Annotated in this window: 24 protein-coding genes and 3 tRNA genes; 5 read left to right on the top strand and 22 right to left on the bottom strand. The window is 67.1% G+C overall.

The genetic code is table 11. The features are described from left to right. Nucleotides 1-61: 61 nt before the first annotated feature. The 5 genes from C8D78_RS11625 to rpsB all read right to left on the bottom strand — a co-directional run bounded on the left by C8D78_RS11625 (nt 62) and on the right by rpsB (nt 4,436). Nucleotides 62-982 (bottom strand): phosphatidate cytidylyltransferase, encoded by a 921-nt coding sequence (locus tag C8D78_RS11625; RefSeq protein ID WP_120953826.1) that lies wholly within the window; start codon nt 980-982, stop codon nt 62-64. Then, a complete protein-coding gene (gene frr / locus C8D78_RS11620; protein WP_120953824.1) occupies nt 982-1,539 on the bottom strand; it encodes a ribosome recycling factor in 558 nt (185 codons plus the stop codon). The genes C8D78_RS11625 and frr overlap by 1 nt, the downstream gene beginning before the upstream one ends. A gap of 133 nt (nt 1,540-1,672) precedes the next feature. After that, nucleotides 1,673-2,410, bottom strand: coding sequence for a UMP kinase (gene pyrH / locus C8D78_RS11615; protein WP_120953822.1), 738 nt, complete (start codon nt 2,408-2,410; stop codon nt 1,673-1,675). A gap of 165 nt (nt 2,411-2,575) precedes the next feature. Continuing rightward, on the bottom strand, nt 2,576-3,412 hold the full coding sequence (tsf, locus tag C8D78_RS11610) for a translation elongation factor Ts (protein ID WP_120953820.1): 837 nt from the start codon (nt 3,410-3,412) through the stop codon (nt 2,576-2,578). 133 nt (nt 3,413-3,545) lie between these two features. Then, nucleotides 3,546-4,436 (bottom strand): 30S ribosomal protein S2, encoded by an 891-nt coding sequence (rpsB, locus tag C8D78_RS11605; protein ID WP_120953818.1) that lies wholly within the window; start codon nt 4,434-4,436, stop codon nt 3,546-3,548. Nucleotides 4,437-4,959: 523 nt separating this feature from the next. Between rpsB and C8D78_RS11600 the strand changes: the two genes are divergently transcribed. Beyond that, nucleotides 4,960-5,562: a M23 family metallopeptidase gene (locus C8D78_RS11600; protein ID WP_120953816.1), complete on the top strand. Its 603-nt coding sequence runs from the start codon at nt 4,960-4,962 to the stop codon at nt 5,560-5,562. 21 nt (nt 5,563-5,583) lie between these two features. Here the strand turns inward: C8D78_RS11600 and C8D78_RS11595 are convergent, their stop codons facing one another. The 6 genes from C8D78_RS11595 to C8D78_RS11570 all read right to left on the bottom strand — a co-directional run bounded on the left by C8D78_RS11595 (nt 5,584) and on the right by C8D78_RS11570 (nt 10,980). Further along, nucleotides 5,584-6,774: an acyl-CoA dehydrogenase family protein gene (locus tag C8D78_RS11595; protein ID WP_120953814.1), complete on the bottom strand. Its 1,191-nt coding sequence runs from the start codon at nt 6,772-6,774 to the stop codon at nt 5,584-5,586. 200 nt (nt 6,775-6,974) lie between these two features. Beyond that, nucleotides 6,975-7,048, bottom strand: a tRNA-Ile gene (locus C8D78_RS11590). A 161-nt stretch (nt 7,049-7,209) separates the two neighbouring features. After that, nucleotides 7,210-8,400, bottom strand: coding sequence for a glycosyltransferase (locus C8D78_RS11585; protein ID WP_425266698.1), 1,191 nt, complete (start codon nt 8,398-8,400; stop codon nt 7,210-7,212). 111 nt (nt 8,401-8,511) lie between these two features. Beyond that, nucleotides 8,512-9,414, bottom strand: coding sequence for a DMT family transporter (locus C8D78_RS11580; RefSeq protein WP_120953810.1), 903 nt, complete (start codon nt 9,412-9,414; stop codon nt 8,512-8,514). Beyond that, a complete protein-coding gene (locus C8D78_RS11575; protein ID WP_120953809.1) occupies nt 9,414-10,037 on the bottom strand; it encodes a CDP-alcohol phosphatidyltransferase family protein in 624 nt (207 codons plus the stop codon). Before C8D78_RS11575 ends, C8D78_RS11580 begins: the two co-directional genes overlap by 1 nt. Before the next feature lie 55 nt (nt 10,038-10,092). Continuing rightward, nucleotides 10,093-10,980 carry a phage holin family protein gene (locus C8D78_RS11570; protein ID WP_120953807.1) on the bottom strand — a complete coding sequence of 296 codons (888 nt, stop codon included), beginning with the start codon at nt 10,978-10,980 and terminating at the stop codon, nt 10,093-10,095. A 184-nt stretch (nt 10,981-11,164) separates the two neighbouring features. Between C8D78_RS11570 and C8D78_RS11565 the strand changes: the two genes are divergently transcribed. Together C8D78_RS11565 and C8D78_RS11560 are read left to right on the top strand one after the other, a co-directional pair. Beyond that, entirely contained in the window at nt 11,165-12,388 is a 1,224-nt protein-coding gene (locus C8D78_RS11565) for a multidrug effflux MFS transporter (protein ID WP_120953805.1), read from the top strand. A gap of 267 nt (nt 12,389-12,655) precedes the next feature. Beyond that, entirely contained in the window at nt 12,656-13,063 is a 408-nt protein-coding gene (locus tag C8D78_RS11560; protein WP_120953803.1) for a hypothetical protein, read from the top strand. 133 nt (nt 13,064-13,196) lie between these two features. Here C8D78_RS11560 and C8D78_RS11555 read toward each other — a convergent pair. The 11 genes from C8D78_RS11555 to C8D78_RS11505 all read right to left on the bottom strand — a co-directional run bounded on the left by C8D78_RS11555 (nt 13,197) and on the right by C8D78_RS11505 (nt 22,983). Continuing rightward, nucleotides 13,197-13,269, bottom strand: a tRNA-Asn gene (locus tag C8D78_RS11555). Between the two features lie 136 nt (nt 13,270-13,405). Continuing rightward, nucleotides 13,406-13,478 (bottom strand) — tRNA-Asn (locus tag C8D78_RS11550). Between the two features lie 54 nt (nt 13,479-13,532). Then, the gene (gene dnaG / locus C8D78_RS11545; protein ID WP_120953801.1) at nt 13,533-15,494 is read right to left on the bottom strand and encodes a DNA primase; all 1,962 of its coding nucleotides are present in this window, start codon (nt 15,492-15,494) and stop codon (nt 13,533-13,535) included. 48 nt (nt 15,495-15,542) lie between these two features. Continuing rightward, complete coding sequence (locus C8D78_RS11540; RefSeq protein ID WP_120953799.1) at nt 15,543-15,794, bottom strand: ferredoxin; 252 nt, start codon at nt 15,792-15,794, stop codon at nt 15,543-15,545. Next, on the bottom strand, nt 15,791-17,047 hold the full coding sequence (locus C8D78_RS11535) for an NADH-ubiquinone oxidoreductase-F iron-sulfur binding region domain-containing protein (protein WP_120953797.1): 1,257 nt from the start codon (nt 17,045-17,047) through the stop codon (nt 15,791-15,793). The genes C8D78_RS11540 and C8D78_RS11535 overlap by 4 nt, the downstream gene beginning before the upstream one ends. Next, entirely contained in the window at nt 17,044-17,601 is a 558-nt protein-coding gene (locus C8D78_RS11530) for a ferric reductase-like transmembrane domain-containing protein (protein WP_244208362.1), read from the bottom strand. The genes C8D78_RS11535 and C8D78_RS11530 overlap by 4 nt, the downstream gene beginning before the upstream one ends. Next, the gene (locus C8D78_RS11525; RefSeq protein ID WP_244208361.1) at nt 17,594-18,592 is read right to left on the bottom strand and encodes an FAD:protein FMN transferase; all 999 of its coding nucleotides are present in this window, start codon (nt 18,590-18,592) and stop codon (nt 17,594-17,596) included. The genes C8D78_RS11530 and C8D78_RS11525 overlap by 8 nt, the downstream gene beginning before the upstream one ends. A gap of 1 nt (nt 18,593) precedes the next feature. Beyond that, entirely contained in the window at nt 18,594-18,890 is a 297-nt protein-coding gene (locus C8D78_RS11520; protein ID WP_120953791.1) for a hypothetical protein, read from the bottom strand. A gap of 118 nt (nt 18,891-19,008) precedes the next feature. Continuing rightward, nucleotides 19,009-20,298, bottom strand: a complete 1,290-nt coding sequence (locus C8D78_RS11515) for a deoxyguanosinetriphosphate triphosphohydrolase (RefSeq protein WP_120953789.1) — start codon at nt 20,296-20,298, stop codon at nt 19,009-19,011. Next, entirely contained in the window at nt 20,291-21,469 is a 1,179-nt protein-coding gene (dusB, locus tag C8D78_RS11510) for a tRNA dihydrouridine synthase DusB (RefSeq protein ID WP_120953787.1), read from the bottom strand. The genes C8D78_RS11515 and dusB overlap by 8 nt, the downstream gene beginning before the upstream one ends. 140 nt (nt 21,470-21,609) lie before the next feature. Continuing rightward, on the bottom strand, nt 21,610-22,983 hold the full coding sequence (locus C8D78_RS11505) for an FAD-binding oxidoreductase (RefSeq protein ID WP_120953785.1): 1,374 nt from the start codon (nt 22,981-22,983) through the stop codon (nt 21,610-21,612). 294 nt (nt 22,984-23,277) lie between these two features. Between C8D78_RS11505 and C8D78_RS11500 the strand changes: the two genes are divergently transcribed. Beyond that, nucleotides 23,278-24,042 (top strand): alpha/beta hydrolase, encoded by a 765-nt coding sequence (locus tag C8D78_RS11500; RefSeq protein WP_120954122.1) that lies wholly within the window; start codon nt 23,278-23,280, stop codon nt 24,040-24,042. Further along, nucleotides 24,042-24,866, top strand: a complete 825-nt coding sequence (locus C8D78_RS11495) for a DUF1295 domain-containing protein (RefSeq protein WP_120953783.1) — start codon at nt 24,042-24,044, stop codon at nt 24,864-24,866. Before C8D78_RS11500 ends, C8D78_RS11495 begins: the two co-directional genes overlap by 1 nt. Nucleotides 24,867-24,907 lie beyond the last annotated feature (41 nt).

Here is a 24,907-nt window from a genome sequence, read left to right as displayed (position 1 = left end):
GCCGTTCGGCTGGATTGCTCGGCACCATTCTAAGCGCCGGGATTGCTGGTTGGGATGCGCCTTACGCGCCAGCGACGGCCGAGAACAGGATGAACGCCACCGGGGAGGCGAAAACGATCGAGTCCAGGCGGTCCATGACGCCTCCGTGGCCGGGGAGGATGCTGCTCATGTCCTTGATGCCGAGTTCACGCTTGACCATGGATTCGGCAAGGTCGCCGGTCGTGGCGGCCGCCACCATGCCCACGGCCAGTATGACGCCGACCCACCACGGCTCATGCAGCACGAAGACAGTGGCCAGTACGCCGATCAGGACCGCCCCGACGATGGAACCGGCAAACCCCTCCCAGGTCTTTTTGGGGCTGATCTTGGGGGCCATCGGATGCTTGCCGAGGGAGGCACCCACGAGGTAGCCGAAGGTGTCGTTGGCAACCACCAGGAGCAGCAGGGTCGCGATCTGCCAGGCGCCCTGCGGGATGACCCCGCCGGGCCACAGGCCGAACGGCGTCTGGCCGTCATCAGTGTGCAGCAGCAGCGCCGCGAAGCTAATCAGGAACGGCACCCACGAGAGCGCGAAAACCCCGGCGAAGATGCTGCGCGCCGATCCGGCGGCGCCTTCAACGGTCCGCCACAGAAGCACCGCGACGCTACTGGCGAGCATGGTGAAAAGCAGGCTCTCGAGGCCGCCGAAGTAGGCGGCGACCGGCATGACCACACTGCCGACCAACACCGGAATGATGGGCAGGCGGGTACCCGCGGCCTCAAGTGCTCGGAAGATTTCCCAGACACCAAAGATCGCGAAGGTGGCGGTCACCAGGACGAAGCCGAGCGGAAGGAACAGCAGGCCGCCCAGTACACAGACGAGCATGCCCACCCCCACCACCGTGGCGGCGGGCAGGTTCCGACCCGCTTTGGGCGTCGGATTCCCGCGCTGTTTCCCCCGTCTCCGGACGCGCGGGCCGGAGGACTCTTGAGCCTGATTCATCAGACCTCGAGCAGCTCAGCTTCCTTGCGCTTGAGCAGCTCGTCGATCCCGTCAACGTGCGCCTTGGTCATGGCGTCGAGTTCCTTCTCGCCGCGTGAGCCTTCGTCCTCGCCGGCTTCGCCGTCCTTGACCAGCTTGTCCAGCGTTTCCTTGGCCTTTCGGCGGATGTTGCGGATGGACACCTTCGCGTCCTCGCCCTTGGACTTGACGATCTTGACGTATTCCTTGCGCCGTTCGCTGGTCAGCTCGGGGATGGTGATCCGGATGACGTTGCCGTCGTTGGAGGGGTTGGCGCCCACTTCGGAGTCGCTCAGGGCTCGTTCGATATCCCGCAGGGCCGTCTTGTCGTACGGGGTGACGAGGATGGTGCGGGCGTCCGGAACCGCGAAGGAAGCCAGCTGCTGCAGCGGCGTCGGGGTGCCGTAGTACTCGACCACAACCTTGTTGTACAGGCCCGGCGTCGCGCGGCCGGTCCGGATCGAGGCGAAGTCTTCCTTGGCTACCTCAACTGCCTTGTCCATCTTGTCCCCGGCTTCGAGCAAGGTATCTTCGATCACGGTCTCTCCTCAGAAATTGGTGCGTCCCGGCGGCCGGGGCGCGGCACGTTTTTCTTGTGCGCCTGTGTCGTCCGCCTGGCGCGTGTGCTTTCCGCCTGGCGGCGGATAGGTCCTGAAAACATCCTAGCCGTTGCTAGGGGGTGACGACGGTGCCCAGGTCTTCGCCGCGGATGGCGCGGGTGACATTGCCCTCGCCTTCCATGCCAAAGACCACCATGGTGAGGTTGTTGTCTTTGCACATGGTCATGGCGGTCTGGTCCATCACGCGGATGTCGCGGCGGAGGGCGTCGTCGTAGCTGAGGCGGTGCAGCTTCTCCGCCGTCGGGTCCTTCTTCGGATCAGCGGTGTAGACGCCGTCGACTCCGCTCTTGGCCATCAGGACGACGTCGGCGTGGACCTCCATGGCGCGCTGGGCCGCAACGGTGTCCGTGGAGAAGTAGGGCAGGCCGGCGCCGGCGCCGAAGATGACAACGCGGCCCTTTTCCATGTGGCGGATGGCGCGGCGGGGAATGTACGCCTCGGCGACCTGGCCCATGGTGATGGCGCTCTGCACCCGGGTCTCCACGCCTGCCTGTTCCAGGAAGTCCTGGAGGGCCAGGCAGTTCATGACGGTTCCGAGCATGCCCATGTAGTCGGCGCGGGAACGGTCCATGCCGCTTTGGGACAGTTCGGCCCCGCGGAAGAAGTTGCCTCCGCCGACGACGATTGCGACTTCGACGTCGGGGACAGCGGCCGCGATCTGCTTGGCCACGCCACGGACGGTATCCGGGTCAACGCCAAGTTTTCCGCCGCCGAAGACCTCGCCGGAGAGCTTCAAGAGGACGCGGCGCCTGTTCTTCTTTGGCTGGGCTGAAGTGTTGACGGTTTCCATGGTGCCTTCCCGTTGGTGAACTCTGAGTTAGGTTATCGTGCTGGGCGCCCGAGGCGGCATTCCGGCTGTGGCCGGAACGGATACCTCGTGCGTGCATGCAAAAGGGGTGGCCACCGTGGTGGCCACCCCCTTAGCGTGTCTGACTAGTGTCTGACAGGTGTCTGACTAGGAACCGACGCGGAAGCGTGCAAACGCGGTGCCCTTGACGCCGGCCTCTTCGAGGATCTGCGCGACAGACTTCTTCGCATCCTTGGCGAATGCCTGGTCGAGGAGGACCTCGCCCTTGTAGAAGCCAGTGACACGGCCTTCAACGATCTTGGTCATTGCTGCTTCCGGCTTGCCCTCAGCCTTGGCAGTCTCCTCGGCGATGCGGCGCTCGGACTCGACGAGCTCGGCCGGCACATCTTCACGGGAGAGGTAGTTCGGGGACATCGCGGCGATGTGAACGGCGACGTCGTGGGCTGCGGTGGCAGCTGCTTCGCCTTCGCCGTCGACAGCGAACAGGACGCCGACCTGGGCCGGGAGATCCTTGGAGGTCTTGTGCAGGTAAGCGTCGACCGTAGCGCCCTCGATGCGGGAGATGCGGCGGACAACAACCTTTTCGCCCAGAACGGCGCCCTCTTCGATGACCACCTCGGACAGCGGCTTGCCGTCGACGTCGGTGGCGAGCAGGGTCTCGAGGTCGGCGGCGCCGGACTCGACGGCCACGGCCAGGACCTTGTCCGCCAGCTGGATGAACTTGTCAGCCTTGGCGACGAAGTCGGTCTCGCAGTTGACTTCGATCATCACGCCGACGCCGTTGGCGACCTTGGCGGCAACCAGGCCTTCAGCGGTGGAGCGGCCTTCGCGCTTCGTGGCGCCCTTGAGCCCCTTGATGCGGATGATTTCGATGGCCTTCTCGGCGTCACCGTTGGCTTCGTCAAGAGCCTTCTTGACATCCATCATGCCGGCGCCGGTGCGCTCGCGCAGAGCCTTGATATCAGCGGCAGTGTAGTTCGCCATGTGAACCCCTCTGTCTAGAAATTTATGTGGTGTACGGACCGACAGGACGGCTGCTCACCCAGTGAGCGGCCATCCTGTCGGTACCCCTTGTGCGCCGGAGCGCATGCGGGGAGATCCAGATTTACTTGTGTGACTACTTGGCTTCGTCGGCGGCCGGTGCTTCTTCAGCAGCCGGTGCTTCTTCAGCCGGAGCGGCGTCGGCGGCCGGAGCTTCAGCAGCGGGTGCCTCAGCGGCGGGAGCTGCAGCAGCTTCAGCCTTGTTGCCTTCGAGAAGCTCGCGCTCCCACTCGGCCAGCGGCTCTTCCGGTGCTTCCGTGGTGCCGGTGGCGCGCTGGTTACGGGCGATGAGGCCCTCAGCAACGGCGTCGGCGACAACGCGGGTCAGCAGGTTCACGGAGCGGATGGCGTCGTCGTTACCCGGGATCGGGAAGTCGACTTCGTCAGGATCGCAGTTGGTGTCCAGGATGGCCACAACCGGGATGTTCAGCTTCTTGGCTTCGTCGACAGCAAGGTGTTCCTTCTTGGTGTCAACGATCCACAGCGCGGACGGCGCCTTGGTCAGGTTGCGGATACCACCGAGGTTGGTTTCCAGCTTGGTCAGTTCGCGGCGAAGGAGCAGCAGCTCCTTCTTGGTGTATGCAGAACCGGCGACGTCGTCGAAGTCGATCTCTTCCAGTTCCTTCATGCGCTGGATGCGCTTGGAGACGGTCTGGAAGTTGGTGAGCATACCGCCGAGCCAACGCTGGTTGACGTACGGCTGGCCAACGCGGGTGGCCTGTTCAGCGATGGATTCCTGCGCCTGCTTCTTGGTGCCGACGAAGAGAACGGTGCCGCCGTGTGCAACGGTGGCCTTCACGAACTCGTATGCACGGTCGATGTAGGACAGTGACTGCTGCAGGTCAATGATGTAGATACCGTTGCGCTCCGTGAAGATGAAACGCTTCATCTTCGGGTTCCAACGGCGGGTCTGGTGTCCAAAGTGGACGCCGCTGTCAAGCAGCTGGCGCATAGTTACGACGGGCATGCCGACGCTCCTTCCGGCAGGTCATTCATGAGAGAGCCCATGGCTCTCTTACCCTGCCAATAGTTGACGGTTATTTAGCAAGCACCCGGGACGGGCGTCGCTCCTGGCATCCACCGCGCTTCCCATCCGTTCCGCATGGACATGCCATGTGGGCCGGACCGCAGGAGGCGCAGTCCTCCGCACCGGAAGTTTGAGGCTTCTTATGTGGAGGGCTGGATACGCGTAGTCAGCTGCTGCTCCCCCGCACCCCTGAATGAGGTGTGCCGGCTTGAACGACTCCGATTACCGCGACGATGATCAGGGCGAGTATCAAGACCTAAATCTGGACACAAGTCAGGTCAACGACCGCGGCGATTATGCGGCGAACAAGCGTGAGGGCACAGCAAACTGCTCCACCAAGTGTACTACAGCGGCCCCGCCGGGAAGGACCGCTTCCCCTGGGCGGCGGGACGGCGGCGGACGCTTATCCACATAGCCGTCACGTGCGGTTCCGGCCGGTGGGCTGGAGCGGCAGGGTGGGGGCATGAAGATCCCCGCCTGCCTGGCCGCACTGCTCCTCATGCTCTGGCCTGTCACCGCAGATTCGGCCCCCGCGGCCCGCGGTCCCTCAGCTTTCGCCGGGGCCGCCGTCCCCGCGGATCCTGCGGTCTCGGCATCCAGCGTCCGGAGCTCGCCGGGAGCAGCCGGGGTTCCGGCACCGGACTGGAGCTGGCCGCTCCGTCCACGGCCAGCCGTTCTGCGCGCCTTCGATCCCCCGGCCAGGCCGTGGCTCAGCGGGCACCGCGGGGTCGATGTCGAGGCCGCCGACGACGGCGCCCCGCTCGTCTCGCCGGCAGCGGGGAAAGTCAGCTTTGTCGGGATCGTGGTGGACCGGCCGGTCATCACGGTGGACCACGGCAACGGCCTTCGCAGCAGTTTCGAGCCGGTGGCGAGCGCTCTGAGGGTCGGGGCCGTTGTGGCTGCGGGCGACGTCCTGGGACAGGTGCAGACCGGGCACTGCGGCCCGGCGCCGCCCTGCCTGCATTGGGGCGTCCGCCGGGGCGACGAGTACGTGAATCCGCTGGCATTCGTCATGGATTTGAGGCCGTCCGTCCTGCTCCCGCCCCTCGAGACTGGCCCAGGGTGACCAGGCCGCCGAGACGTGCCTCTAGACGATCGCGGAAATCCCGGTGATCGCACGGCCCGTCACGAGGGTGTTGATTTCGTGGGTGCCCTCGTAGGAGTAGATGGCTTCGGCGTCGGCAAACACCTTGGCCATCTCGAAGTCGGTCACGATCCCGTTGCCGCCGAGGATGCTCCGGCCCAGAGCGACACTTTCGCGCATGCGTGCAGTCGTGAAGGCCTTGGCGAGGGCGGACTGTTCATCCTTCGCCTGGCCGGCATCCTCCAGCTGGGAGAGCCTCACCATCATGCCCATGGAGCTGACCGTGTTGCCAAGGATCTGCACGAGCTGGCTCTGGACCAGCTGGAAGGAGGCAATGGGCCGGCCGAACTGACTGCGCTCCACCGCGTAACGGCGGGCTACGTCAAAGGCCGCGAGCTGCTGGCCCACTGCCTGCCAGGCCACGGCGAGCCGGGTGACTTTGAGGACCTTGTTGGTGTCGCGGAAGCTGTTGGCGTTGGCGAGTTTGAAGAAGTCCGGCACCACCACGTTCTCGAGGGTGATGTCGGCGTTCTGCACGGTGCGCATCGAGATCTTGTTTTCGATCTTCGTGGCGCTGTAGCCCTCGGTTTTGGTGTCGACCAGGAAACCCTTGACCTGGTTGTCGTCGACGTCCCGGGCGAAAATGACCACCCAGTCAGAGAATGTGGCGTTGCCGATCCAGCGCTTGGCCCCGTTGAGGATCCAGTTCCCGCCGTCCCGCCGCGCCGTGGTGCGCGTGCCGCCCGCGACGTCGGAGCCGCCGAGGGGCTCGGTCAGGCCGAAGGCGCCGATCTTCTTCAGCGAGTAGATGTCCGGGAGCCAGGCGTCCCGCTGCTCCTGGGAGGCAAGGGCTTCGATCGAGCCGGTGAAGAGTCCGTCGTGGACCCCCATGAACGTCGCGATCGAGGTGTCCGCGCGGGTGGCCTCGGCGTGCAGGATTCCGGCGAAGAGGTTCGAGTAGCCCTGCCTTTTGACCGGGCTGACGAGGTCGATTTCGGCAAGCTTCGGGATCAGCTCCATGGGGAACTCGGCGCGGTTCCAACAATCGACGGCGATCGGCTTGACCTCGCGGGCGAGGAACTCGCGGACCTCGGCCAGCCTGTCTTGCTCCTTGGCACTGAGAAGCTGCTCGAACGCGAAGAAGTCGCCGTCGGCGTAGGGCAGATTGTGGAAGTCGATTGCAGCTTTGGACATGATGTTCCTTCACTCGTGATCAGCGGTGATCAAAAGGGCGCGGGCTTCGCGCCTGCGTTATGTTACTCATCAGTAACTTACCGCAGGTCCGGGGTGCCCGCAACCGCGGGCGGGAACGAAAAAGGGAGCCCCGGCTGACGTGGGACGTCAGCCGGGGCTCCCGTGGGTGCGGGCCCGCATCCGGGGCCTCCGCGGAGGTGTAGGGCTACTCGGACTTGAACCGAGGACCTTAGGATTATGAGTCCCGCGCTCTAACCAGCTGAGCTATAGCCCCGTGCGCCCGGAACCAGACCTGGCCCGCGGGGCCGGACCGCTTCCGGGCAAAAACACTCTAGCAATACTAGACGCATCATGCGTGCACACTGCCACCGGCCGGCGGCCGGGCTAACTGCACCGTGAGCTTCGGCGCGGACCAGGCCCCGCCGGGCCGATTTCCTAGAGGACGAGGTCGTCGTAGCTCGCGCCCCGGTAGATGTCCTCGAAGGTCTGCAGCGTCCGCGCGATGCCGTGGCTCTCGACCATTTCACGGCTGGTCTTTCCCATCGCCTCGCGCTCGTCGGCGGGCAGCGAAAACACGAGCGACAGCTTGGCGGCAAGGTCATCGCTGTCATTGGGAGTGAAGAGGTAGCCGTTCTCCCCTTCCCGCACCAGGTGCGGCAACGCCATGGCGTTGGCCAACAGGACCGGCGTCGACGCCGACATCGCTTCCAGGGTCACGAGCGACTGAAGTTCCGCCGTCCCGGGCATGCAAAAGACATCGGCCGTGATGTACGCCTTGCGAAGGTCGGCGTCGCTGGCGAGGCCGAGGAACTTGACCCTGTCGGTCAGCCCCAGCCGGGCGACCTGGGCTTCGAGGGCCGGGCGGACTTCTCCCCCGCCGACGACTTCCAGGTGGATGTCCAGGTCCTTGGGCGTCTTGGCGAGAGCATCGATCAGTACGTCCACATGTTTCTCCTCGGCCAGCCGGCCGACGAAGAGGGCCGTGGGGCTGGCATGGCGTTCCACGGTTTCGTCGGGGCCAAGCTCGTAGGCGGCTGCGTCGATGCCGTTGGAGAGTGGCAGGACCTTGCGGAGGAAGGCGTGCTGGTGCATGGCTTTGGCGGCCAGGGGCGTCGGCGTGGTCACGACGTCGGCCTGGCCCATCACCTTGCCCATGTCTTTCCAGGAAATCCGGCCCACGACGTCTTTGAACCACTGCGGGAACGGCAGGAAGGGGTTGAGGTTTTCGGGCATGAAGTGGTTCGTCGCCACCACGCGGATGCCGCGCTTCACGGCCTCGTAGAGGACGTGCTCACCGATCATGTAGTGGCTTTGGATGTGCACCACGTCAGGCTGGATGCGGTCGAACAGCAGCCCGATCTCCTTTTTGATCTCCCAGGGGAAGGTGATCCGGAAATACTCGTGCGTGGGAACCGAATGGGAGCGCAGGCGGTGCACGGTGGCCTCGTCGCTGAACTCACTGAAGCTCGGGCCTTTGCCGGGACGGCAGGCAAGGACGTGCACGTCGTGTCCGCGGGCCGTCATCCCCTTGGCGAGACGGTAGCCGAACTGGGCGGCCCCGTTGACGTGGGGCGGGTACGTGTCAGCGGCAATCAGGATGGTCAGCGGTTGCTGGTTGTCGGACATGGTCACGTGGAGAGCTCCTGGTGGTCACTGTGCGGGCAGCTGGTTCGATGGCGGCCGGCTGGCGGCCGGCGCAGGTGCGCCGGGTCTGCAGCCGAAGTCTGGACTGACGCCCTAGGACCTACCCGCGGCCTTCCGCGCGTCCTTCTTGCGCTTGGTGACTTCCGGGTGGTGCCTGGAAAGGGCTATCACTCCCACGATAGCAAGGGATGCGGCCGTCCCCATGGCAATAGCCATCACCGGCTGTACGTCCGGACGCAGTTCGCCCAGGATCAGGATGCCGATCGCAATGCCGACAATGGGGTCGATCACGGTCAATCCGGCGATCACGAGGTCCGGCGGCCCGCCGGAATAGGCGTTCTGCACAAACCACGATCCCAGCACGCCGGCGGCAATAATCGCCACCACGCTGTACCACGGCACATTGAGCAGGAACCGCCCGTTCGGGTCGAGCAGGTGCCGGCCGATGATGCGGGTCAGGACAGCGACGAAGCCGAAGAGGACTCCGGCGCCCAGGATGTAAACAAAGGCGCTCATGCGGTGCCTGAACATGAGGGCGAGCGTTCCGAAGAGCCCCACCGCCAAGGCGAGCAGCAGCACGATGGTCAGCTCGTCCGAGGCGCTGACGTTGTGGTTCTCCTGGGTGACGTTGACGGCCAGCACGACGAACATCGCTGAACCCGTCACGCAGGCCGAGATCGCCACGACGGTGGCCCGGTTCATGCTCAGGCCCTGGTCCTTGGTGTTGACCACGGTGGTGATGACCAGGGCAATCGCGCCGATAGGCTGTACCACCGTCAAAGGCGCCATGACGAGGGCGACGGCGTTCATCGCCATCCCGACGCAGAGCAACATGAAGCCGAAGACCCAGCGCGGATTACGCACCAGCCGCAGCAGGCCATGGGTGCTCAAAGCCAGGCCACCGGTGTCGGCCTTGACAGCACTGCCCTGGCGCTGGGCGCCAAAGGCCAGGCAGAAGGCGCCAAGAACCGCAAGCAAAACCGCGAACCAAACCATCAGCGGGCGCCGCCGTCGTGGGCCCGCTGGTCCCTGCCCTTGCCGATGATGGCCCACACGTAGTTGTAGGCGGCAATCCAGTGCCCCACAAGGCCCAGGCCCAGGAAGATCCACGCGACCGTGGCGTAGACGTCCGCTGCGGGCACCGGCAGCTTGGACAGGACCAGCAGCGGCGTGCCCACCAGCAGCAGGCCGGTCCGGATCTTTCCGATGCGGCTCACCGGCAGGTCCGGGTGGCCGTGGAAGTAGAACAGTGACAGGGCCAGCAGCACCGCATCCGGGACAAGCAGCGCCGCCAGGTACCACCACTGGACGACGCCCGCGACCACGAGGGTCACGGCGACCGCGATCAGCGAGAGCCTGTCGGCAATGGGATCCATGACCCGGCCGAGGTTGGACATCTGGTTGAAGCGGCGGGCAATGTAGCCGTCAACCCAGTCGGTGCTGGCCATGACGGCGAGCACGAGGGCCGCGTAGCCGTACTTGTGCTCCGCGAGGACGAGCCAGATGAACAGCGGGACGCCGAGGAACCGCACCACGGTCAGGACATTGGGAACCGTGAAGACCGCATCGCGGTGAACGAGGGGCTGCCCGGGGCGGGCGCCAGCGCCGATGAACTTCATCGATTCCCCCTTTCCGTGGACGACAACGGTTTGGCGTTCAGCTTCAGGGGTCTGCCTAGCCCTTGATCAATTTGCGCACCAGGACCGCGAGTGCGGCCGCTGACGCTGCCAGCACCGCGAGGGGCCTCCAGCGCTGCTTGATCTGGCCGGCGAGGCCCGCGTCGGCCGACGTGGGCTGGTTGCCCGAAGCCTGGGCAGAGGAGCGGGCTGAGGAACGGAAACCCGCGATCTTGGCGTCGAGCCGTTCCTTGCCGTGCTGCAGCAGCGCCTGGGTGCCGGCCAGCAGGAGCGCGGCCTGGGTTTTGACGTCGAGTTCCCGGCCGAGATCGTCCCGCACGCCGGTGAGATGCGTGCGGCGCTCTTCCAGCCGGCGTCGGAGTTCGGCCTCCGTGGGGGCCGGTCCGAGGTCGGGCTGGGCTGCAATCTTGGCTTCCCGCTCCGCCTTCGCCTTGGCGGCCGCGGCTTCCTTGGCGGCTTTCGCGGCCTTGTACTGTTCTGAGTTCGGGTCCAGGACGGCCGCGTCGAAGGCCGAGCCCTCCTTGGCGATGCCAAGATCGTGCTTGAGCCCGCGGAGAGTGTCCTCAGGAACCAGCGGCATGGCAGCCTTGAACTTGTTCAGACCGATCAGCGCTCCGATCGCGGCGATGACCAGGCACACGGCGCAGACCAGCAGCGCAGCGAGCCAGGCCGGCATGATCGTCGCCAGACCCATGATCGCGGCAACGACGAGTCCGATCACCAACAGCCCAACGAATACCAAGGCGACGGCGAAGAAGGCGCCGGCGATGCCGAGCTGGATCCCCTTGCGCTTGATTTCGGCCTTGGCCAGAGCGATCTCGTCAGTGAGCTGCCGGGGCGCCAGCTTGAATATCATTTTCAGGGTTTTTGGCAGCGCGGAAATGCGCAGCCCACCGCCCGTCCCGCCGCTGTGACGTCCGCTCATCGGTCCCGCCTAACTGGTGCCATCCGTCGTTCCGCTCCCGCGGGTTTGCCGGGTCTGGACAGCTTCGCACAGACCCCGGTGTCAAAACTATCATTTAGGCTCTTGGGAGGCCCTTTCGGCCCGGCCGTGGCGCGCCCTGGCAGCCGCCCGCCGGCCGCCCCGGCGGGCCCTAGGATGGACCTCTGTGAGCACACCCCCCAATCCCGGTGATTCCCTGAGCCGCCGTCGTAAATTCCTCTATATCCTGACGCTCGGCGCTTTGACTGCCCTTGGGCCGTTCACGGTCGACCTCTATTTGCCCGCATTCCCCGCGTTGGAAGAGAATCTTGGCGTATCCGCGGCCGCCGTGCAGCTGACACTGACCGGAACCACCGTGGGGTTTGCGCTGGGACAGCTGGTGGTGGGGCCGCTGAGCGACAAGTTCGGCCGGCGGCTGCCGCTGATCCTGGCGACGGCGGTCCACATCACGGCTTCCCTGGGCGCCGCGCAGTCCACGGACATCGCCACGCTGGGTTTCTTCCGCGTGCTGATGGGCATCGGGGCCGCCGGCGGCGGTGTGGTGGCGATGGCCATGGTCCGCGACCTGTTCAGCGGCTACGCGATGGTGCGGATGTTTTCGCGGATGGCCCTGGTCAACGGCCTGGCACCGATCCTGGCCCCTGTCATCGGCTCCCAACTGCTCCTGATAATGCCCTGGCCTGGCATCTTCTTGTTCCTGGCCGCCTACGGGAGCTGCGTCATCATCGCCGCCGTGTTCGTGATCCGGGAAACCCTGCCCCCGGAACTTCGCGGAAAGACCGGGATGACCATGCGCCAGCGCTACAAGGTGCTGTTCGCCGACCGGATCTTTGTGGGCCTGCTTCTGGTCGGCGGCATGAATTTCGCGGGCCTCTTCACCTATCTGTCCGCCTCGCCGTTCCTGTTCCAGAATGTCTATGGGTTCACGCCCCAGCAGTACGGCCTCCTCTTCGGCGTCAACTCGCTGGGCATCGTGGCCGGCGTCCAGACCAGCGCGAGGCTCATCAGGCGCGTCCCGCCGCAATGGATCCTGGCCGGCTCCACCGCCTGGATGTTCCTCATGGCCGTCCTGATTGTGATCTTCGACCAGCTGGGCTTCGGGCTGTGGGGCATCCTGATCCCGCTGTGGTTTTACATCCTCGGGGCCGGCTTCACGTTCCCCACCGTGCAGGTGCTGGCCCTGGCCAAACACGGCGCCCAGGCCGGAACGGCGGCATCGCTGCTTGGTGCCGCGACCTTCATGATGGCGGGCCTGGTCTCCCCCGTGGTCGGCTGGTTAGGCGTCGGCTCCGCAACCCCCATGGGCGCCGTCCAGGCCGTCTGCATCTTCCTGGCGGCGGCTTCGCTGTGGCTGGTCGTGCGGCCCAGCACGGTGCCCCCGATCCAGTAGGCCACCGCCCCTCGCCGGGGAGGACATGCCCACTCTTCGCGGCCAGGCCCGAGGGACATGCCCATTCTTCGCGGCCAGGGGCGGGCATAGTGGCATTATGTCCACCGGCCGAGTCCCGCGCTGAGCATGTCCCGTGGGGAGCCCGGTGCTGCGGCCAGGCCCGAGGGACATCCCCATTCTTCACGGCCACCCGCAGCCCCGTTGAGCCCCGGGCGCTGGGATCGGAGGACCCTGTTCGACGTCCACAGCGGGCGATAAAGTTGTCTCATGCCCCATAGGCAGGAACCTCAGCCCCTCCCGGCCACGTGGCAGCGGTGCGACGCCGGAATCCTGCCCCTGTGGTGGGACCGCCTGTGCAGTCAGACCAGCCAGCAGTCGGCGGCCATGTATGCCGCCGGTTTGTTTACCGAAGACCGGCGCCGCCCGATTGCCCAGTGGTACAACCCGGCGTACGACTCCGCCCTCCTGGTGGCGCCGGAGACCTCCCCGGAGTGGCCGGTCCAGCGGTTCGGAATCTTCTATGCGCCTCCGGGCGCCGGCTTCACCCAGGTGCATTCGGCGCCGCACGAATGGCACCCGCGCGAACCGCGGAAGTCCCCCACCGAGCACGAGGCGTTCGAGGCCGCGGTCGCCGAGGCCCAGCGCTTCCTGCAAGTGGAAATGTACTTCGTCTGAGCCCCCGCCGGCGGAACGCCTTCGGGAACGGAGGGCCGCCCAGCCGGACCCGTGCCCCGGGCCGGGCCGGGCCACCAAGGGATCAACAAAAAAGGTCCCGCGGCTGGTTTTCACCGGCCGCGGGACCTGTCCGCTCCTCCTGCTGGACTTGAACCAGCAACCCTTCGATTAACAGTCGAATGCTCTGCCAATTGAGCTAAGGAGGAATGAAGCAGGTATGACATTAGCAAAGGTTTTGCCGGTAGGGAAATCGGCCCCGGGGCCAGTGCCGGCACGCCGCGAAATACCCCCTCCGGGTATAAAAAAGTCCCCGTCCCGGGAACCCGGGACGGGGACTGCGCGCTCCTCCTGCTGGACTTGAACCAGCAACCCTTCGATTAACAGTCGAATGCTCTGCCAATTGAGCTAAGGAGGAATGAAGCGGGTATAAGCCTAGCAAACACCGGCCCGGGAAACGAAATCGGCGATTTCAGGCGTCCGAGCGGAGGGACCGGCGCTGCATTTCCAGCTGCATGAGTTCGCGGTTCAGCCGCTGGAATTCCTCGGGATCGGACGAGGCATCCAGACGCTGCAGCTGGCCCATCTTCTCGGCCTTCACGCGGGTGATCTGGAGCTCGAACAGGCGGGCCAGGATGTCCTTGCAGTAGCGCAGGACGCCCTCTGCCGTGCTGGCCGGCAGGGGCACGACCGCCAGCTCGGACACGAGCGGCCGCAGAGGCTCAGGCACCTCCTGGAGCAGCTGCTCCACCCAGCGCACCGGATCCGCGGCGAGCCCGATTCCCGTAGCCCGGATGGCCTCGTGGATGGCGAGGTAGGCCGGCGTGGAGAACCGTGCCTCCGAGAAACGCTCCCACGTCTCGCCCTCGAGCATGCCGGGCTCCTGCAGGGCCACCTCGAGCGCCTGGCGCTCCATCGCCGCCACGGGGTCCCGCGGATCAGGCCGGTTGAAGGATGGAAGCAGGGCCGAGGCCGGCAGCGGGGCAACGCCCGGGCCGGGGCCCGGCATTCCGCGGCCGGATCCGGCGTAGGACGGCGCGCTCCCCTGCCGCGCGCCTTGGCTCTGGCCGGGGTTGCCGCCCGGTGCGGCCGAGGCCGGCTGCGCGGCGCGCTTGGTTGCCGTACCGACAGCCCGGTTGACTTCCTCAACCGGCATCCCCAGCCAGCCGGCCAGCTCGCGGGCATAGGCCGGGCGGATGCCGGCGTCGCGGATCTGCGCCACCACGGGCGCGGATTCACGCAGAGCAGCGATCCGGCCCTCGACGGTGTCCAGGTTGTGGCGTTTGAGGGTGGCGCGGATGGCGAACTCGAACAGCGGCCGGCGGCTCCCGATCAGGTCCCGGACCGCGGAGTCACCCTTGGACTGGCGGAGCTCGCAGGGGTCCGCCCCGCTGGGTTCGACGGCCACGAAGGTCTGCGCGACGAAGCGCTGGTCTTCTTCGAAGGCGCGCAGCGCCGCCTTCTGCCCGGCGGCGTCGCCGTCGAACGTGAAGATGACCTCTCCGCCGGTACCGTCGTCGGAGAGCAGCCGGCGGGCGATCTTGATGTGCTCGGTGCCGAAGGCGGTGCCGCAGGTGGCCACCGCGGTCGGAATGCCGGCCAGATGGCAGGCCATGACGTCGGTGTAGCCTTCCACCACCACCAGCTGGCGGTCCTTGGCGATGTTGCGCTTGGCGAGGTCGATCCCGTACAGGACCTGGGACTTCTTGTAGAGCGCGGTTTCGGGGGTGTTGAGGTACTTCGGGCCCTGGTCGTCCTCGTACAGCTTGCGGGCGCCGAAGCCGATGGTCTCGCCCGCGATGTCCCGGATAGGCCAGATCAGCCGCCCGCGGAAGCGGTCGTAGATCCCCCGGCCGCCTTCGGAGAACATGCCGGTCAGTTTGAGTTCGGCGTCGGTGTAGCCGCGCCCGCGGAGGTGCTTGAGCAGCGCGTCCCAGCCCTGCGGGGCGTAGCCCACACCGAACAGTTCGGCCGCCGCGCGGTCGAAGCCCCGTTCGTAGAGGAAGTTGCGGCCCTCCGCGGCACCCGGGGTCAGCAGCTGGGCCCGGAAGAACTCGTCGGCCACCTTGTGCGCGTCCAGCAGCCGCTGGCGCCGGCCGATGTCCTCCCGGTTGGGTCCGGAGCCGCCGTCTTCGTAGCGGAGCTCGAAGCCGATCCGGTGCGCCAGCTTCTCAACGGCCTCATGGAAGGAGATGTGGTCCAGCTTCTGGACAAAGGAAATGACGTCGCCGTCCTCGCCGCAGCCGAAGCAGTGGTACCTGCCCACCTGGGGACGGACGGTAAAGGACGGCGAGCGCTCGTCGTGAAAGGGACACAGGCCCTTGTAGGACCCCAGCCCGGCTCCCTTAAGCGTCACGTATCCGTCGACGACTTCCTTGATGTCAGTGCGCTGGCGTACTTCATCGATGTCTTCACGTTTGATCAGGCCGGCCACAGTGCCATCCTAGTACGCCGGGCCGACACGACCCGGCCGCGCCGGGCCTTAGCGCCGGCGCTGGCTGTCTCCGGAAGCGGCGTCCCGCAGGCTCAGGGCCAGTCTCGGGCAGAGCGAGACGGCCTCGCGAGCGGCCTCAAGGTCATCCGGCCTGACGGGAACATCGGTGCGCTCGGGCCCCTGCCTTCCGCGGGCGACGGGGTACCCCCAGTCATCCCTGACGAGCACCCCGGAGAGCAGTTCCGCGCAAAGGCCGCGGCCGTCGCATCTGGTCCAGTCGATGTGCAGGGTGGCGGTCATGGCGCCCAGATTCCGACAGCGGAGCAGCGCCCGGCGAGGTGTGACCGGACGTCGCCGGAAAAGACCTCCAGGGCACTGCCGATGAGCTGCACTGTCCCGTCGGGGTGATGGCAGGCGCCGCGTCCGGTGACAAGGTTGGCGAGGCGGTCCAGATCTCCCGGAAGCCGCGGGTCCTGCTCCCCCGCGGCGATCCGGTTGAGGACTCCGGCCATGGCGGGCAGCCCGAACATGCAGGGGCCGCACTGCCGGGCGGACTGCCCGGCCAGGTACGTGACGATCCCTGCAGTGGCTTGGAGCCCGCACTGACCGTCCGCCAAGGCGTGGATGACTCCCGCTCCGGGCCGTACCACCTGGCCGACGGGACCATTGGGCGCGAGGACGTGGGCGGCCGGCCGAACCCAGCGGCCGTGGTAGCCGCCGACGAGCACGGCAGACAAGGTGGCCGGATCCATACCGGCGGACTGCAGCACGTCGGTGAGCAGCGCGCCGCCCGGCACCTCCAGGACGACGTCCCTGCCGGGTCCGCGGCCGGACACGGACACCAGACGGGTGCCGGGATCCTGCGGCGTCCCGGCCGCGCGGAACCAGTCCGCACCGAACCGCGCGATCAGGGCCACATGGGCCAGCGTTTCGACGTTGAGCACCAGCGTGGGACGCCCCTTGAGCCCGGTGTCGCTGAGCCGGCGGCGCTTATCGAGCGGAATCGCGGAGCCGGTGGCGATGTTGTTCACGACGGCGCTGGCCTCACCGGAAATGAACGTGTCCGGCGACGCGACCACCTGGATCCGGCGCCCCCCGGGATGTTCGGCGAGGGCCCGCTGCGCGCCGGGAATGCTTGCGGCAGGGGCGTAGAGGTACACCTGCGCGGCTGCCACGGCCCGTGCCACGGCCAGCAGACCATCCAGCACCAGGTGGGGTGCGTGCGCGAGGAGCGTGCGGTCCTTGAAGCTAAGCGGCTCTCCTTCGGCGCCGTTGGCGATCACGACGGGCCGCACCGGAACGAGGCGTTTTTGTGCGGATTGTGAGGTGGCCACAGCCTTGCGCCAGGTGGCGAAGGCGGCGCCGCCGCGTCCGGTGAGCCCGGACGCTTCCAGCAGGTTCAGCAGCCCGGGCGCGGCGGCGTCGGGATCGAGATGCCCGAAGGTGTCGGCATGCCGGGCGTACTCGGCCTCCGGGCCGGCGGCCAGAAGGCGGGACACCGGCTGCGCGTGGGGCGGTGATGCTTGACGGAGCTCGCCGGAAACCGGGTTCATCGGAGGTTCCCTCCACGCGCCTTGGCGGTTTCGAGGAATGTTGATGAGAGCCGCCACAGCAGGGCACCTGCGACCGCGACCCCGGATGCTGCCGCGAACAGCAGGAACCACTTGCCGGCGGTGTCCGTGCCGTTGCCAATGGCATGGGCCATGGCTACAGGCCAGGCCGCGTACGTGAGCCAGTGCACGGCCTTGAACATCCGGTGTCCGATCCGTTGCCGCAGCAGCGCCGTCAGGATTACGGCCGCTACCAGGTCCAGCGCCACTGTCCCCAGCCCTTGCCAGAACGGCCGGTAAGAGCCGAGGAACGGTACGACGACGTCGACGGGCCGCAGCTTCGCGAAGGAGTCCAGCAACAGGGATCCGACGTGCAGTCCCAGGAAGACCGCCGCCAACAGTGCGATGTTCCGGTGCAGGATGCTGACGGAAAACCTTGGAAGCACCAGCAGCGGCCGGCCGGAGCGGGTGAGGACGCCCAGGAGGACCGAGAGGGTGAACAGCCCGAGGGACATGAACCCGCTGACCCGGCCAAACGCCCACATTGCCTCATCCACGGGACGCCCGCGCTTCCGTATTGTGGTTCTCCGCCGGCCAGCCGCCGGTCCGGACGATGCGCCCCCGTTGATCGACCAGCCGGGCAGTGACGCCCTTGGCACGGAACCAGTCGACGGCGGCAAAGCCCCGAACGATGCCGGCGGTGCTGAAGGCATTGGCTTCCAGACACGTCGGGGCCGCCACTGTGACGGTCCGCCACACGGTCTCTGCGGGCCGGCCGAAGCGGGGATCGAGGATGTGATGGACGTCGGCTCCCGCCTGCTTCCATCGCCGTTTCTGCGTACTGGACGTGGCCATCGCGAAGCCGGGGTCCAGGGCGACGCGCTGGCTTGGGTCGGTTGGAAGGTCCTGAACCAGAATCTGCCAGGGGCCCGCCGCAACGTGACCGGCGGCCCCGGCACCGGCGGCTACAGGCGTTGCCGGTCCCGGTCCGGCGGTCGCCAGATCACCGCCCAGGGCGACGAGCACCCCGCAACCCAGCTGCGCATGGACCTGGGCTGCTGCCCGGTCTGCCGCGACCGCTTTGGCGGTTGCGCCCAGGTCCAGCCGGATGTCCTCGGGAACCGTCAAGGTCCGCCCGTCAATGCTGATCCGCGACCATCCGGGGACGCGCCGTTCCTGCCGCGCTGACGGCGGAGAAACCGGCGGGCGGGAATGGTCCTGCAACACCCGCACGCTGACGATGTCCCTGTCATATCCGAGGGCGGCCAGGTCCGCGCCGAGGGTCGGGTCGACGTCCCCGTCCGTCCACCGGGCGGCATCCAACGCCCGCTCCACGAGGTCCCGAAGCGTCGGGCTGACAAGGGCCCCGGCGGCCAGCCGCGGTTGGAGACGCGCGAGCTCCGAGTCGTCCGTGAAGCGGCTGCACGCGAAGTCGACGTCGGCAAGGACGCCGTTCACGATCCCCCGGGCTGCGGCAAGCATCCCGACGTCGGTAACGGTCAGGGAAGCCTCAAGCCCCCATACGGTCCAGCCTGCGTGCGCCACCACGTTAGGACCCCGACGATTGACCATGGGTGACGCTGCCGTTGCCGGGCTGGACGGGGCTGAATCCGGGCGGGCGGCTGGTGCCGTCCTGCGTGGCGCCGCCGGCCGCTGCGCCGGAGCCGTCGCGCGCCGGATCTCCCCACGGGTTTGAGCCGGAGGTGACAGGGGAAACCTTGGAAGCGCTGGAGGGCGTGGTGGAATACACGACGGCGGCTGCGACGCCCGCCGTCGCGAGGCTGCCGATGCTGACTGCCGCGGTGATGCCGCTGGCCAGTCGTTTGCCCTTGTTCCGGGTATCCACAGGTGCTTCCTTCCTCGGCGGTTAAGCTTTGGTTCCCATGTTCCTCGGCATAGCTTTGTAAATGCTTAGACAAACCTGTCTGTTCGGCGCACGCCGCCGGCGCGGTCGACCGGCCCGGTCACCAGAGCGACGGCAGGCTGCCCACCAGGCGCTCGTACAGGGCCAGCGCCGAGCCGTCCGTCAGGGACGCGACCTGGTCGATCACGACGCGCAGGCGGGCGGCGTCGTCCCCCGCGTCAAGCCAGTCGGCGGCGAACATCGGCTCCAGGTGGCGGTCCTCTGTGGCGCTCAGCGCTGTGACGAGGGCGTGCAGGACCTCCCGCTGGCGCTCATAGATGGGCTGCCTGTGCTCGGTGGTCATGACGAACGTGGTGGCCAGGCCCTTCATCACCGCGATTTCCATGACGGTCTCATCCGGGACGATCAGCTCGGCGTTGTACCGGGTGAGGTTTTCCGGGCCGTAGACGGCGCGTGTGGCCTCGAGGGCACTCTGGCAGAACCGGCCGATGAGCTGGCTGGTCATGTCCTTGAGCGCCGCCATGGCCTTGCGGCTGCCGTCGGCCTCGCGCACCCAGACGCTAGTGGCCTCCAACCGGGCCAGGGCGGCGTCGATGGCGGCGGGGTCGTTGTGCGGCAGATACCACTGCTTGGCATAGCCGACGACGCGCGCCCGGTGGTCCGGGTTGTCCATCCAGCGCAGCTGGAAATGGCCCGCGACGATCGCGTCCTCGACGTCGTGCACGGAGTAGGAGATGTCGTCGGCCAAGTCCATGACCTGCGCTTCAAGGCACGACCGGCGTTCCGGGGCCGCCTCGCGGATCCAATCGAAGATGGGGAGATCGTCCTCGTAGGCGCCGAACTTGCTGGTCCGCTCGCCGTGGATGACGGGCGCGTTCAGGGCGGACCACGGGTACTTGGCGGCCGCATCGAGACTCGCCCGGGTCAGGTTCAGGCCGGCCGGCCGCCCGTCCGGGGCGAGGACCTTCGGCTCCAGCCGGGTCAGCAGCCGCAGCGTCTGGGCGTTTCCTTCGAAGCCGCCGATCACGTGGGCCGTCTCGTTGAGCGCCGCTTCGCCGTTGTGGCCGAAGGGCGGGTGGCCGAGGTCGTGGCTGAGGCACGCGGTGTCCACGACGTCGGGGTCGCAGCCGAGCGCGCGGCCGAGTTCGCGGCCCACCTGGGCCACTTCGAGGCTGTGCGTGAGCCGGGTCCGGACGAAGTCGTCGGTGTCCGGTGCCACCACCTGGGTCTTCGCCCCGAGCCGGCGCAGGGCCGAGGAGTGCAGGACCCTGGCCCGGTCACGCTCGAAGTCTGACCGGTAGGTGCTCTTGGGCGGCTCTTCGACCCACCGGGCGGAGTCGCGGGAGGTGTAGCCGTCCAGGACGGGGGCGGTGGTCCGGGTTTCAGCCACCGGAGACGTCCAGTTCGGCAAAGGAGATGTCGCGGGTCTGCTCGTCATCCAGCGTCCGGTTCAGCAGCCAGTCCTTGGGCAGCGCGGGTTTCTTGGGCGAGCCGGCGCGGCCGCGCGGCCCCTCGGCGTCGACCCCGGGGTACGGCGACTCAAGATCCAGCTGGTCCAGGGTGGCACGGAGCACTTCGAGGCTGGTGACGAGGGCCAGCTTGGTCCGCAGTTCGCCGCCGACCACGTAGCCCTTGAAGTACCAGGCCATGTGCTTGCGGATTTCACGCAGGGCCTTGCCCTCGTCTCCGAACGTCTCGACCATGAGCTCGGCGTGCCGGTATACGCTTTCGGCCACCTGCCCCAGATCGGGCCGGAACCGCTGGTCGCTGCCTTCGAACGCGGCCATGAGATCGCCGAACAGCCACGGCCGGCCCTGGCAGCCGCGCCCGACGACGACGCCGTCCACCCCGGTCTCGCGGACCATCCGGACCGCGTCTTCGGCGGACCAGATGTCTCCGTTGCCCAGGACGGGGATGTCCGGGAGGGCCTCCCGCAGCCGGGCGATGGCGGACCAGTCGGCCTGGCCGGAATAGAACTGGGCCGCGGTGCGGCCGTGAAGGGCGACGGCGGCGACACCGGAATCGCGGGCAATCCGGCCGGCGTCGAGGTACGTCAGGTGGTCCTCGTCGATGCCCTTGCGCATCTTGATGGTCAGCGGAATGTTGCCCCGGGAGGCTTCCTTGACGGCGGTCTGGACGATCGAGGTGAAGAGGTCAATCTTCCAGGGCAGCGCCGAGCCGCCGCCACGCCGGGTGACTTTGGGGACGGGGCAGCCGAAGTTGAGGTCGATGTGGTCCGCACGGTCCTCCTCGACCAGCATCCGCACGGCCTGGCCGACGGTCACGGGGTCCACACCGTAGAGCTGCACGGAGCGGACTTTCTCGTCGTCGTCGTGCGAAATGATCCGCAGCGACTCCGGCGTGCGTTCCACGAGGGCGCGCGAGGTGACCATCTCCGCCACATACAGGCCGCCGCCGTATTCACGGCACAGCCTGCGGAAGGCGGAGTTGGTAATGCCCGCCATCGGGGCCAGGATCACCGGGGTGTCCACGGTGATCGGACCCAGCTTCAGGGGCGGGAGTTCCAGCTTGGGGGCGGGAGGCGTCGCTACAACAGTCACCCGACCATTGTCTCAAAGTCGGGCAAATCGGGCCGATCCGGCTCGGCTATGTGGAAATCTGGCCCCGCGGGGGCCGCCCGGCGCGGTGGAAACACCGGTTCTCAGCCGGCCCGTCCGGCCCCCCAGTTCGGCCGGCGAGGTCACGCGGGGGCAATGTTCTGGTTCACGTGGAAGAGGTTCTGCGGATCGTACTTGGCTTTGATATCCCGCAGGCGGGCGTAGTTGGGTCCATAGTTTTCCGCGACCCGGGGCAGGTCATCGCCGTCCATGAAGTTGATGTAGCCGCCCGGCGCCGAATAGGGCCGCAGCGCCGCCGCATATGCCTTGACCCAGGCGATGTTCGCCTCGTTGTCCGCCGGGTCCGGCCAGAGGCCGGCAACTATGGGCGCAAACTTCATGTCCCTGTTGGCGAACGCCGTTTCGCTTGAGCCCACGCGGTGAACGGCGCCGTCAATGGGGTACACGTGGACGACGCTTTGCACGCTGGGAACCTTGCTGCCGTGCTCGAGGTGCGCGGCGATGGCACCGTCGCTGAGCTCCGCGAGGAAATCGGCTTTCCAGTAGCCCTGCAGTCCCTTGGGAACAAGCGGGTCGAAGGCCTGGTTCAGGGCCGGGTAGGGCATCGGTCCCACCATCGAACCCACCACAGGGGCGACGTCGAGGAAGGGTTTCCAGCGGCTGGGTCCTTCGGCCTGATCGCCCGTCCACATCCCGATAACGGCCACCACCGGTTTGCCGTGCCATTCCTCGGGCAGGAATGGCACGGGCGGCCCCAGGGCGAAGGCCAGGAACGCGCTTAGCTCCTCCGGCGCTGAATCAATGTGATCCCGATAGAACTTCGCCACAGTCTCGGCATGCTCCATGGGATAGATGATGATCCCGGCGTGGACCATATCCACCGGATGCAGCCGGAATTCCAGCGACGTCACCACACCGAAATTTCCCCCGCCGCCCCGAAGTGCCCAGAACAAGTCCTCGTTCTCGCGTTCACTGGCGGTCAGGAACTTTCCGTCCGCCGTGACGACATCGGCCGAGAGGAGGTTGTCACAGCTGAGTCCGTGCTTCCGCGCCAGGTACCCAATGCCGCCGCCCAGGGTGAGGCCTGCTACGCCCGTCGTCCCGACGATGCCGCCGGTTGTCGCCAGCCCGAAGGCGTGGGTGGCGTGGTTGAAGTCGCCCCACGTTGCACCGGCTTCTGTGCGTGCCGTCCGGGCCGCGGGATCAACCCGGATGCCGGAGGTGTTAACGAAGTCGATGACCAGGGCGTCATCCCATGTGCCGAACCCGGGAACGCTGTGGCCTCCGCCGCGGATGGCAAGATCAAGGGAGTTGTCCCGGGCGAAGTTGACGCACGCGATCACGTCCGCCACTTGGGATACGCGGACCACCGCCGCCGGCCTCTTGTCGATCATGCCGTTATGCACTGCCCGCGCCGCGTCAAAGTCGGAGTCGCCGGGCGTGATGATCTGCCCGCGGACTTGCTCGCGCAGGCTATCCAAGGATGTTGCGTTCATTGTCTGTACCGTCGATTTCATCGTGAGATTCGACCCGGACGGTTCTGTGCGCTCCCAGCCGGCGTGACGCCCGGAGGTTTACCTGCACAGGCCTACTCTTTCGGAATTCCGCCGTCAAGGCCACCGTTTAATCCACCGCCAAAGCCACCGTCAAGCGCACGCGTGCCGGCCGCACCCATCGCCGGGGGCACCGGCTCCGAATCCACACTAGGCAGCCCCCTCCTTGACGGGCGGGGGCAGCAGCCTAGGGTTGGTTATTGACGGACGTAGGACGGGAAGGACACACGCGTGGCCATGCGCAAACTAGAGGACCGCGAACCGGAGGCCGGCAGTTCCGGGCCTGCCGCCAGGGCCGTGCTCAGCATTGCCGAAGCGGCCGGGGAGACGCGCGGCGTCGCCTTGGTCCTGCACGGCGGTCGCGCGGACAGCTTCGATCCTGTCCGCGGCCGGCACCTGAGCCCGGCCCGGATGCTGCCCTTCGCACGGGCCCTGAACCGGCAGGGCGGCCCGCACGGGCTGGCCGTCTGGACGCTGCGGAACCGGTACCGGGGGTGGAACGGGGAGGACAAGTCCCCCGTGCGGGACGCCCGTTGGGCGCTGTCCCGGATCAGCCAGGAGCATCCCGGCGTACCGGTGTACCTGCTGGGCCACTCCATGGGCGGGCTCACCACCTTGTGCGTGGCCGACGATCCGCAGGTCGCCGCGATCGTCGCGCTAGCCCCGTGGCTCAATCACGAGACCCCGGTCGGCCCCGTGGCGGGCCGACGGATCCTGATCGTCCACGGCACCGAGGACCGCTGGACCAGCCCGGCTAACTCGCTGGACTACGCCCGGCGGGCCGAGCATGTAGCGGCATCCGTCGACTACGTCTCCCTCAAGGGCGCCGGCCATTTCATGTTGAAACGGCTGGCCTTGTGGAACTCGCTCGCCGACGGCTTTATCCTGGACGCCTTCGCCCGGTCCACGGGAGCGGATGTCTCCGCCGCCACGGACACCTTGCGCGGCGCCTTGGGCGGCCCCCTGCCCGCCGCCGGAACCCGGATGCCGGTGGTGCTGTGATGCCGCCGTTCCCGCTGGACGCCTTCCTCGCCAGCCTGCCGTGGGTCATCGCCGGCCTTGTGGTCCTGCTGGCGGTGACCTTCGCGGTCGCGCTGCGGCAGAACCGGCACTCCGTCATCGACACCGTCTGGGGCCTCGGCTTCGTGGTGGTGGCCGCCATCTCCTGGGTGCTCTCGGCAGGACACGGCGACGCCGGGCGACGGCTCCTGCTCTTGGCCCTGGTCGCCGTGTGGGGCATCCGCCTCGCGGTCCACATTGGGGTCCGTGCCCGCGGCGGCCACGAGGATCCGCGCTATGTGGACATGCTCTCCGCAGCGCCCGGGTCACGCAACGTCTACGCCCTGCGCCGGGTCTACCTGCCCCAGGGCGTGGTGATGTTCTTCGTCTCGCTCACCATCCAGGTCGGCATGTTCGCCACCGGCAGCCTTGGCTGGCTGGCCTTCCTCGGCGTCCTGTTCTGGATCCTGGGCTTCGTGTTCGAGACGGTGGGAGACTGGCAGTTGACGCAGTTCAAGGCCGACCCGGCCCGGCGCGGAACGGTCCTGAACACCGGGCTGTGGCGCTACACCCGCCACCCGAACTATTTCGGCGACGCCGCCGTCTGGGCGGGGATCTTCCTGGTGGCCGCCGATTCGTGGCCCGGTGTGCTGACCATCCTGTCCCCTGCGCTGATGATCTGGGCACTGGCGGGGCGGACAGGGAAACCGTTGACGGAAAAAGCCATGTCCGCCCGGCCCGGCTACAAGGAATACATCGAATCCACGTCCGGATTCCTCCCCTTGCCGCCCCGGCGGCGCGCAAGCGGGCAGCCAGACAGGCGCTGACATGGGGGCCCTGACATGAAGAGCACGGACGTGGCGGGTGT

It is taken from the genome of Arthrobacter oryzae (assembly GCF_003634095.1).
GTDB classification, from domain to species: domain Bacteria; phylum Actinomycetota; class Actinomycetes; order Actinomycetales; family Micrococcaceae; genus Arthrobacter; species Arthrobacter oryzae.
This window is presented reverse-complemented; position numbering and strand designations above follow the sequence as displayed.

What these genes read in the sequence shown, in the direction of transcription:
- C8D78_RS11585 (WP_425266698.1), bottom strand. Translation starts at nt 8,400, where the DNA reads ATGTCCGACAACCAGCAACCGCTGACCATCCTGATTGCCGCTGACACG.
- C8D78_RS11625 (WP_120953826.1), bottom strand. Translation starts at nt 982, where the DNA reads ATGAATCAGGCTCAAGAGTCCTCCGGCCCGCGCGTCCGGAGACGGGGG.
- C8D78_RS11600 (WP_120953816.1), top strand. Translation starts at nt 4,960, where the DNA reads ATGAAGATCCCCGCCTGCCTGGCCGCACTGCTCCTCATGCTCTGGCCT.
- C8D78_RS11540 (WP_120953799.1), bottom strand. Translation starts at nt 15,794, where the DNA reads ATGACCGCCACCCTGCACATCGACTGGACCAGATGCGACGGCCGCGGC.
- C8D78_RS11505 (WP_120953785.1), bottom strand. Translation starts at nt 22,983, where the DNA reads ATGAACGCAACATCCTTGGATAGCCTGCGCGAGCAAGTCCGCGGGCAG.
- tsf (WP_120953820.1), bottom strand. Translation starts at nt 3,412, where the DNA reads ATGGCGAACTACACTGCCGCTGATATCAAGGCTCTGCGCGAGCGCACC.
- C8D78_RS11595 (WP_120953814.1), bottom strand. Translation starts at nt 6,774, where the DNA reads ATGTCCAAAGCTGCAATCGACTTCCACAATCTGCCCTACGCCGACGGC.
- C8D78_RS11500 (WP_120954122.1), top strand. Translation starts at nt 23,278, where the DNA reads ATGCGCAAACTAGAGGACCGCGAACCGGAGGCCGGCAGTTCCGGGCCT.
- C8D78_RS11560 (WP_120953803.1), top strand. Translation starts at nt 12,656, where the DNA reads ATGCCCCATAGGCAGGAACCTCAGCCCCTCCCGGCCACGTGGCAGCGG.
- C8D78_RS11495 (WP_120953783.1), top strand. Translation starts at nt 24,042, where the DNA reads ATGCCGCCGTTCCCGCTGGACGCCTTCCTCGCCAGCCTGCCGTGGGTC.
- C8D78_RS11575 (WP_120953809.1), bottom strand. Translation starts at nt 10,037, where the DNA reads ATGAAGTTCATCGGCGCTGGCGCCCGCCCCGGGCAGCCCCTCGTTCAC.
- C8D78_RS11570 (WP_120953807.1), bottom strand. Translation starts at nt 10,980, where the DNA reads ATGAGCGGACGTCACAGCGGCGGGACGGGCGGTGGGCTGCGCATTTCC.
- C8D78_RS11535 (WP_120953797.1), bottom strand. Translation starts at nt 17,047, where the DNA reads ATGAACCCGGTTTCCGGCGAGCTCCGTCAAGCATCACCGCCCCACGCG.
- C8D78_RS11580 (WP_120953810.1), bottom strand. Translation starts at nt 9,414, where the DNA reads ATGGTTTGGTTCGCGGTTTTGCTTGCGGTTCTTGGCGCCTTCTGCCTG.
- pyrH (WP_120953822.1), bottom strand. Translation starts at nt 2,410, where the DNA reads ATGGAAACCGTCAACACTTCAGCCCAGCCAAAGAAGAACAGGCGCCGC.
- rpsB (WP_120953818.1), bottom strand. Translation starts at nt 4,436, where the DNA reads ATGCCCGTCGTAACTATGCGCCAGCTGCTTGACAGCGGCGTCCACTTT.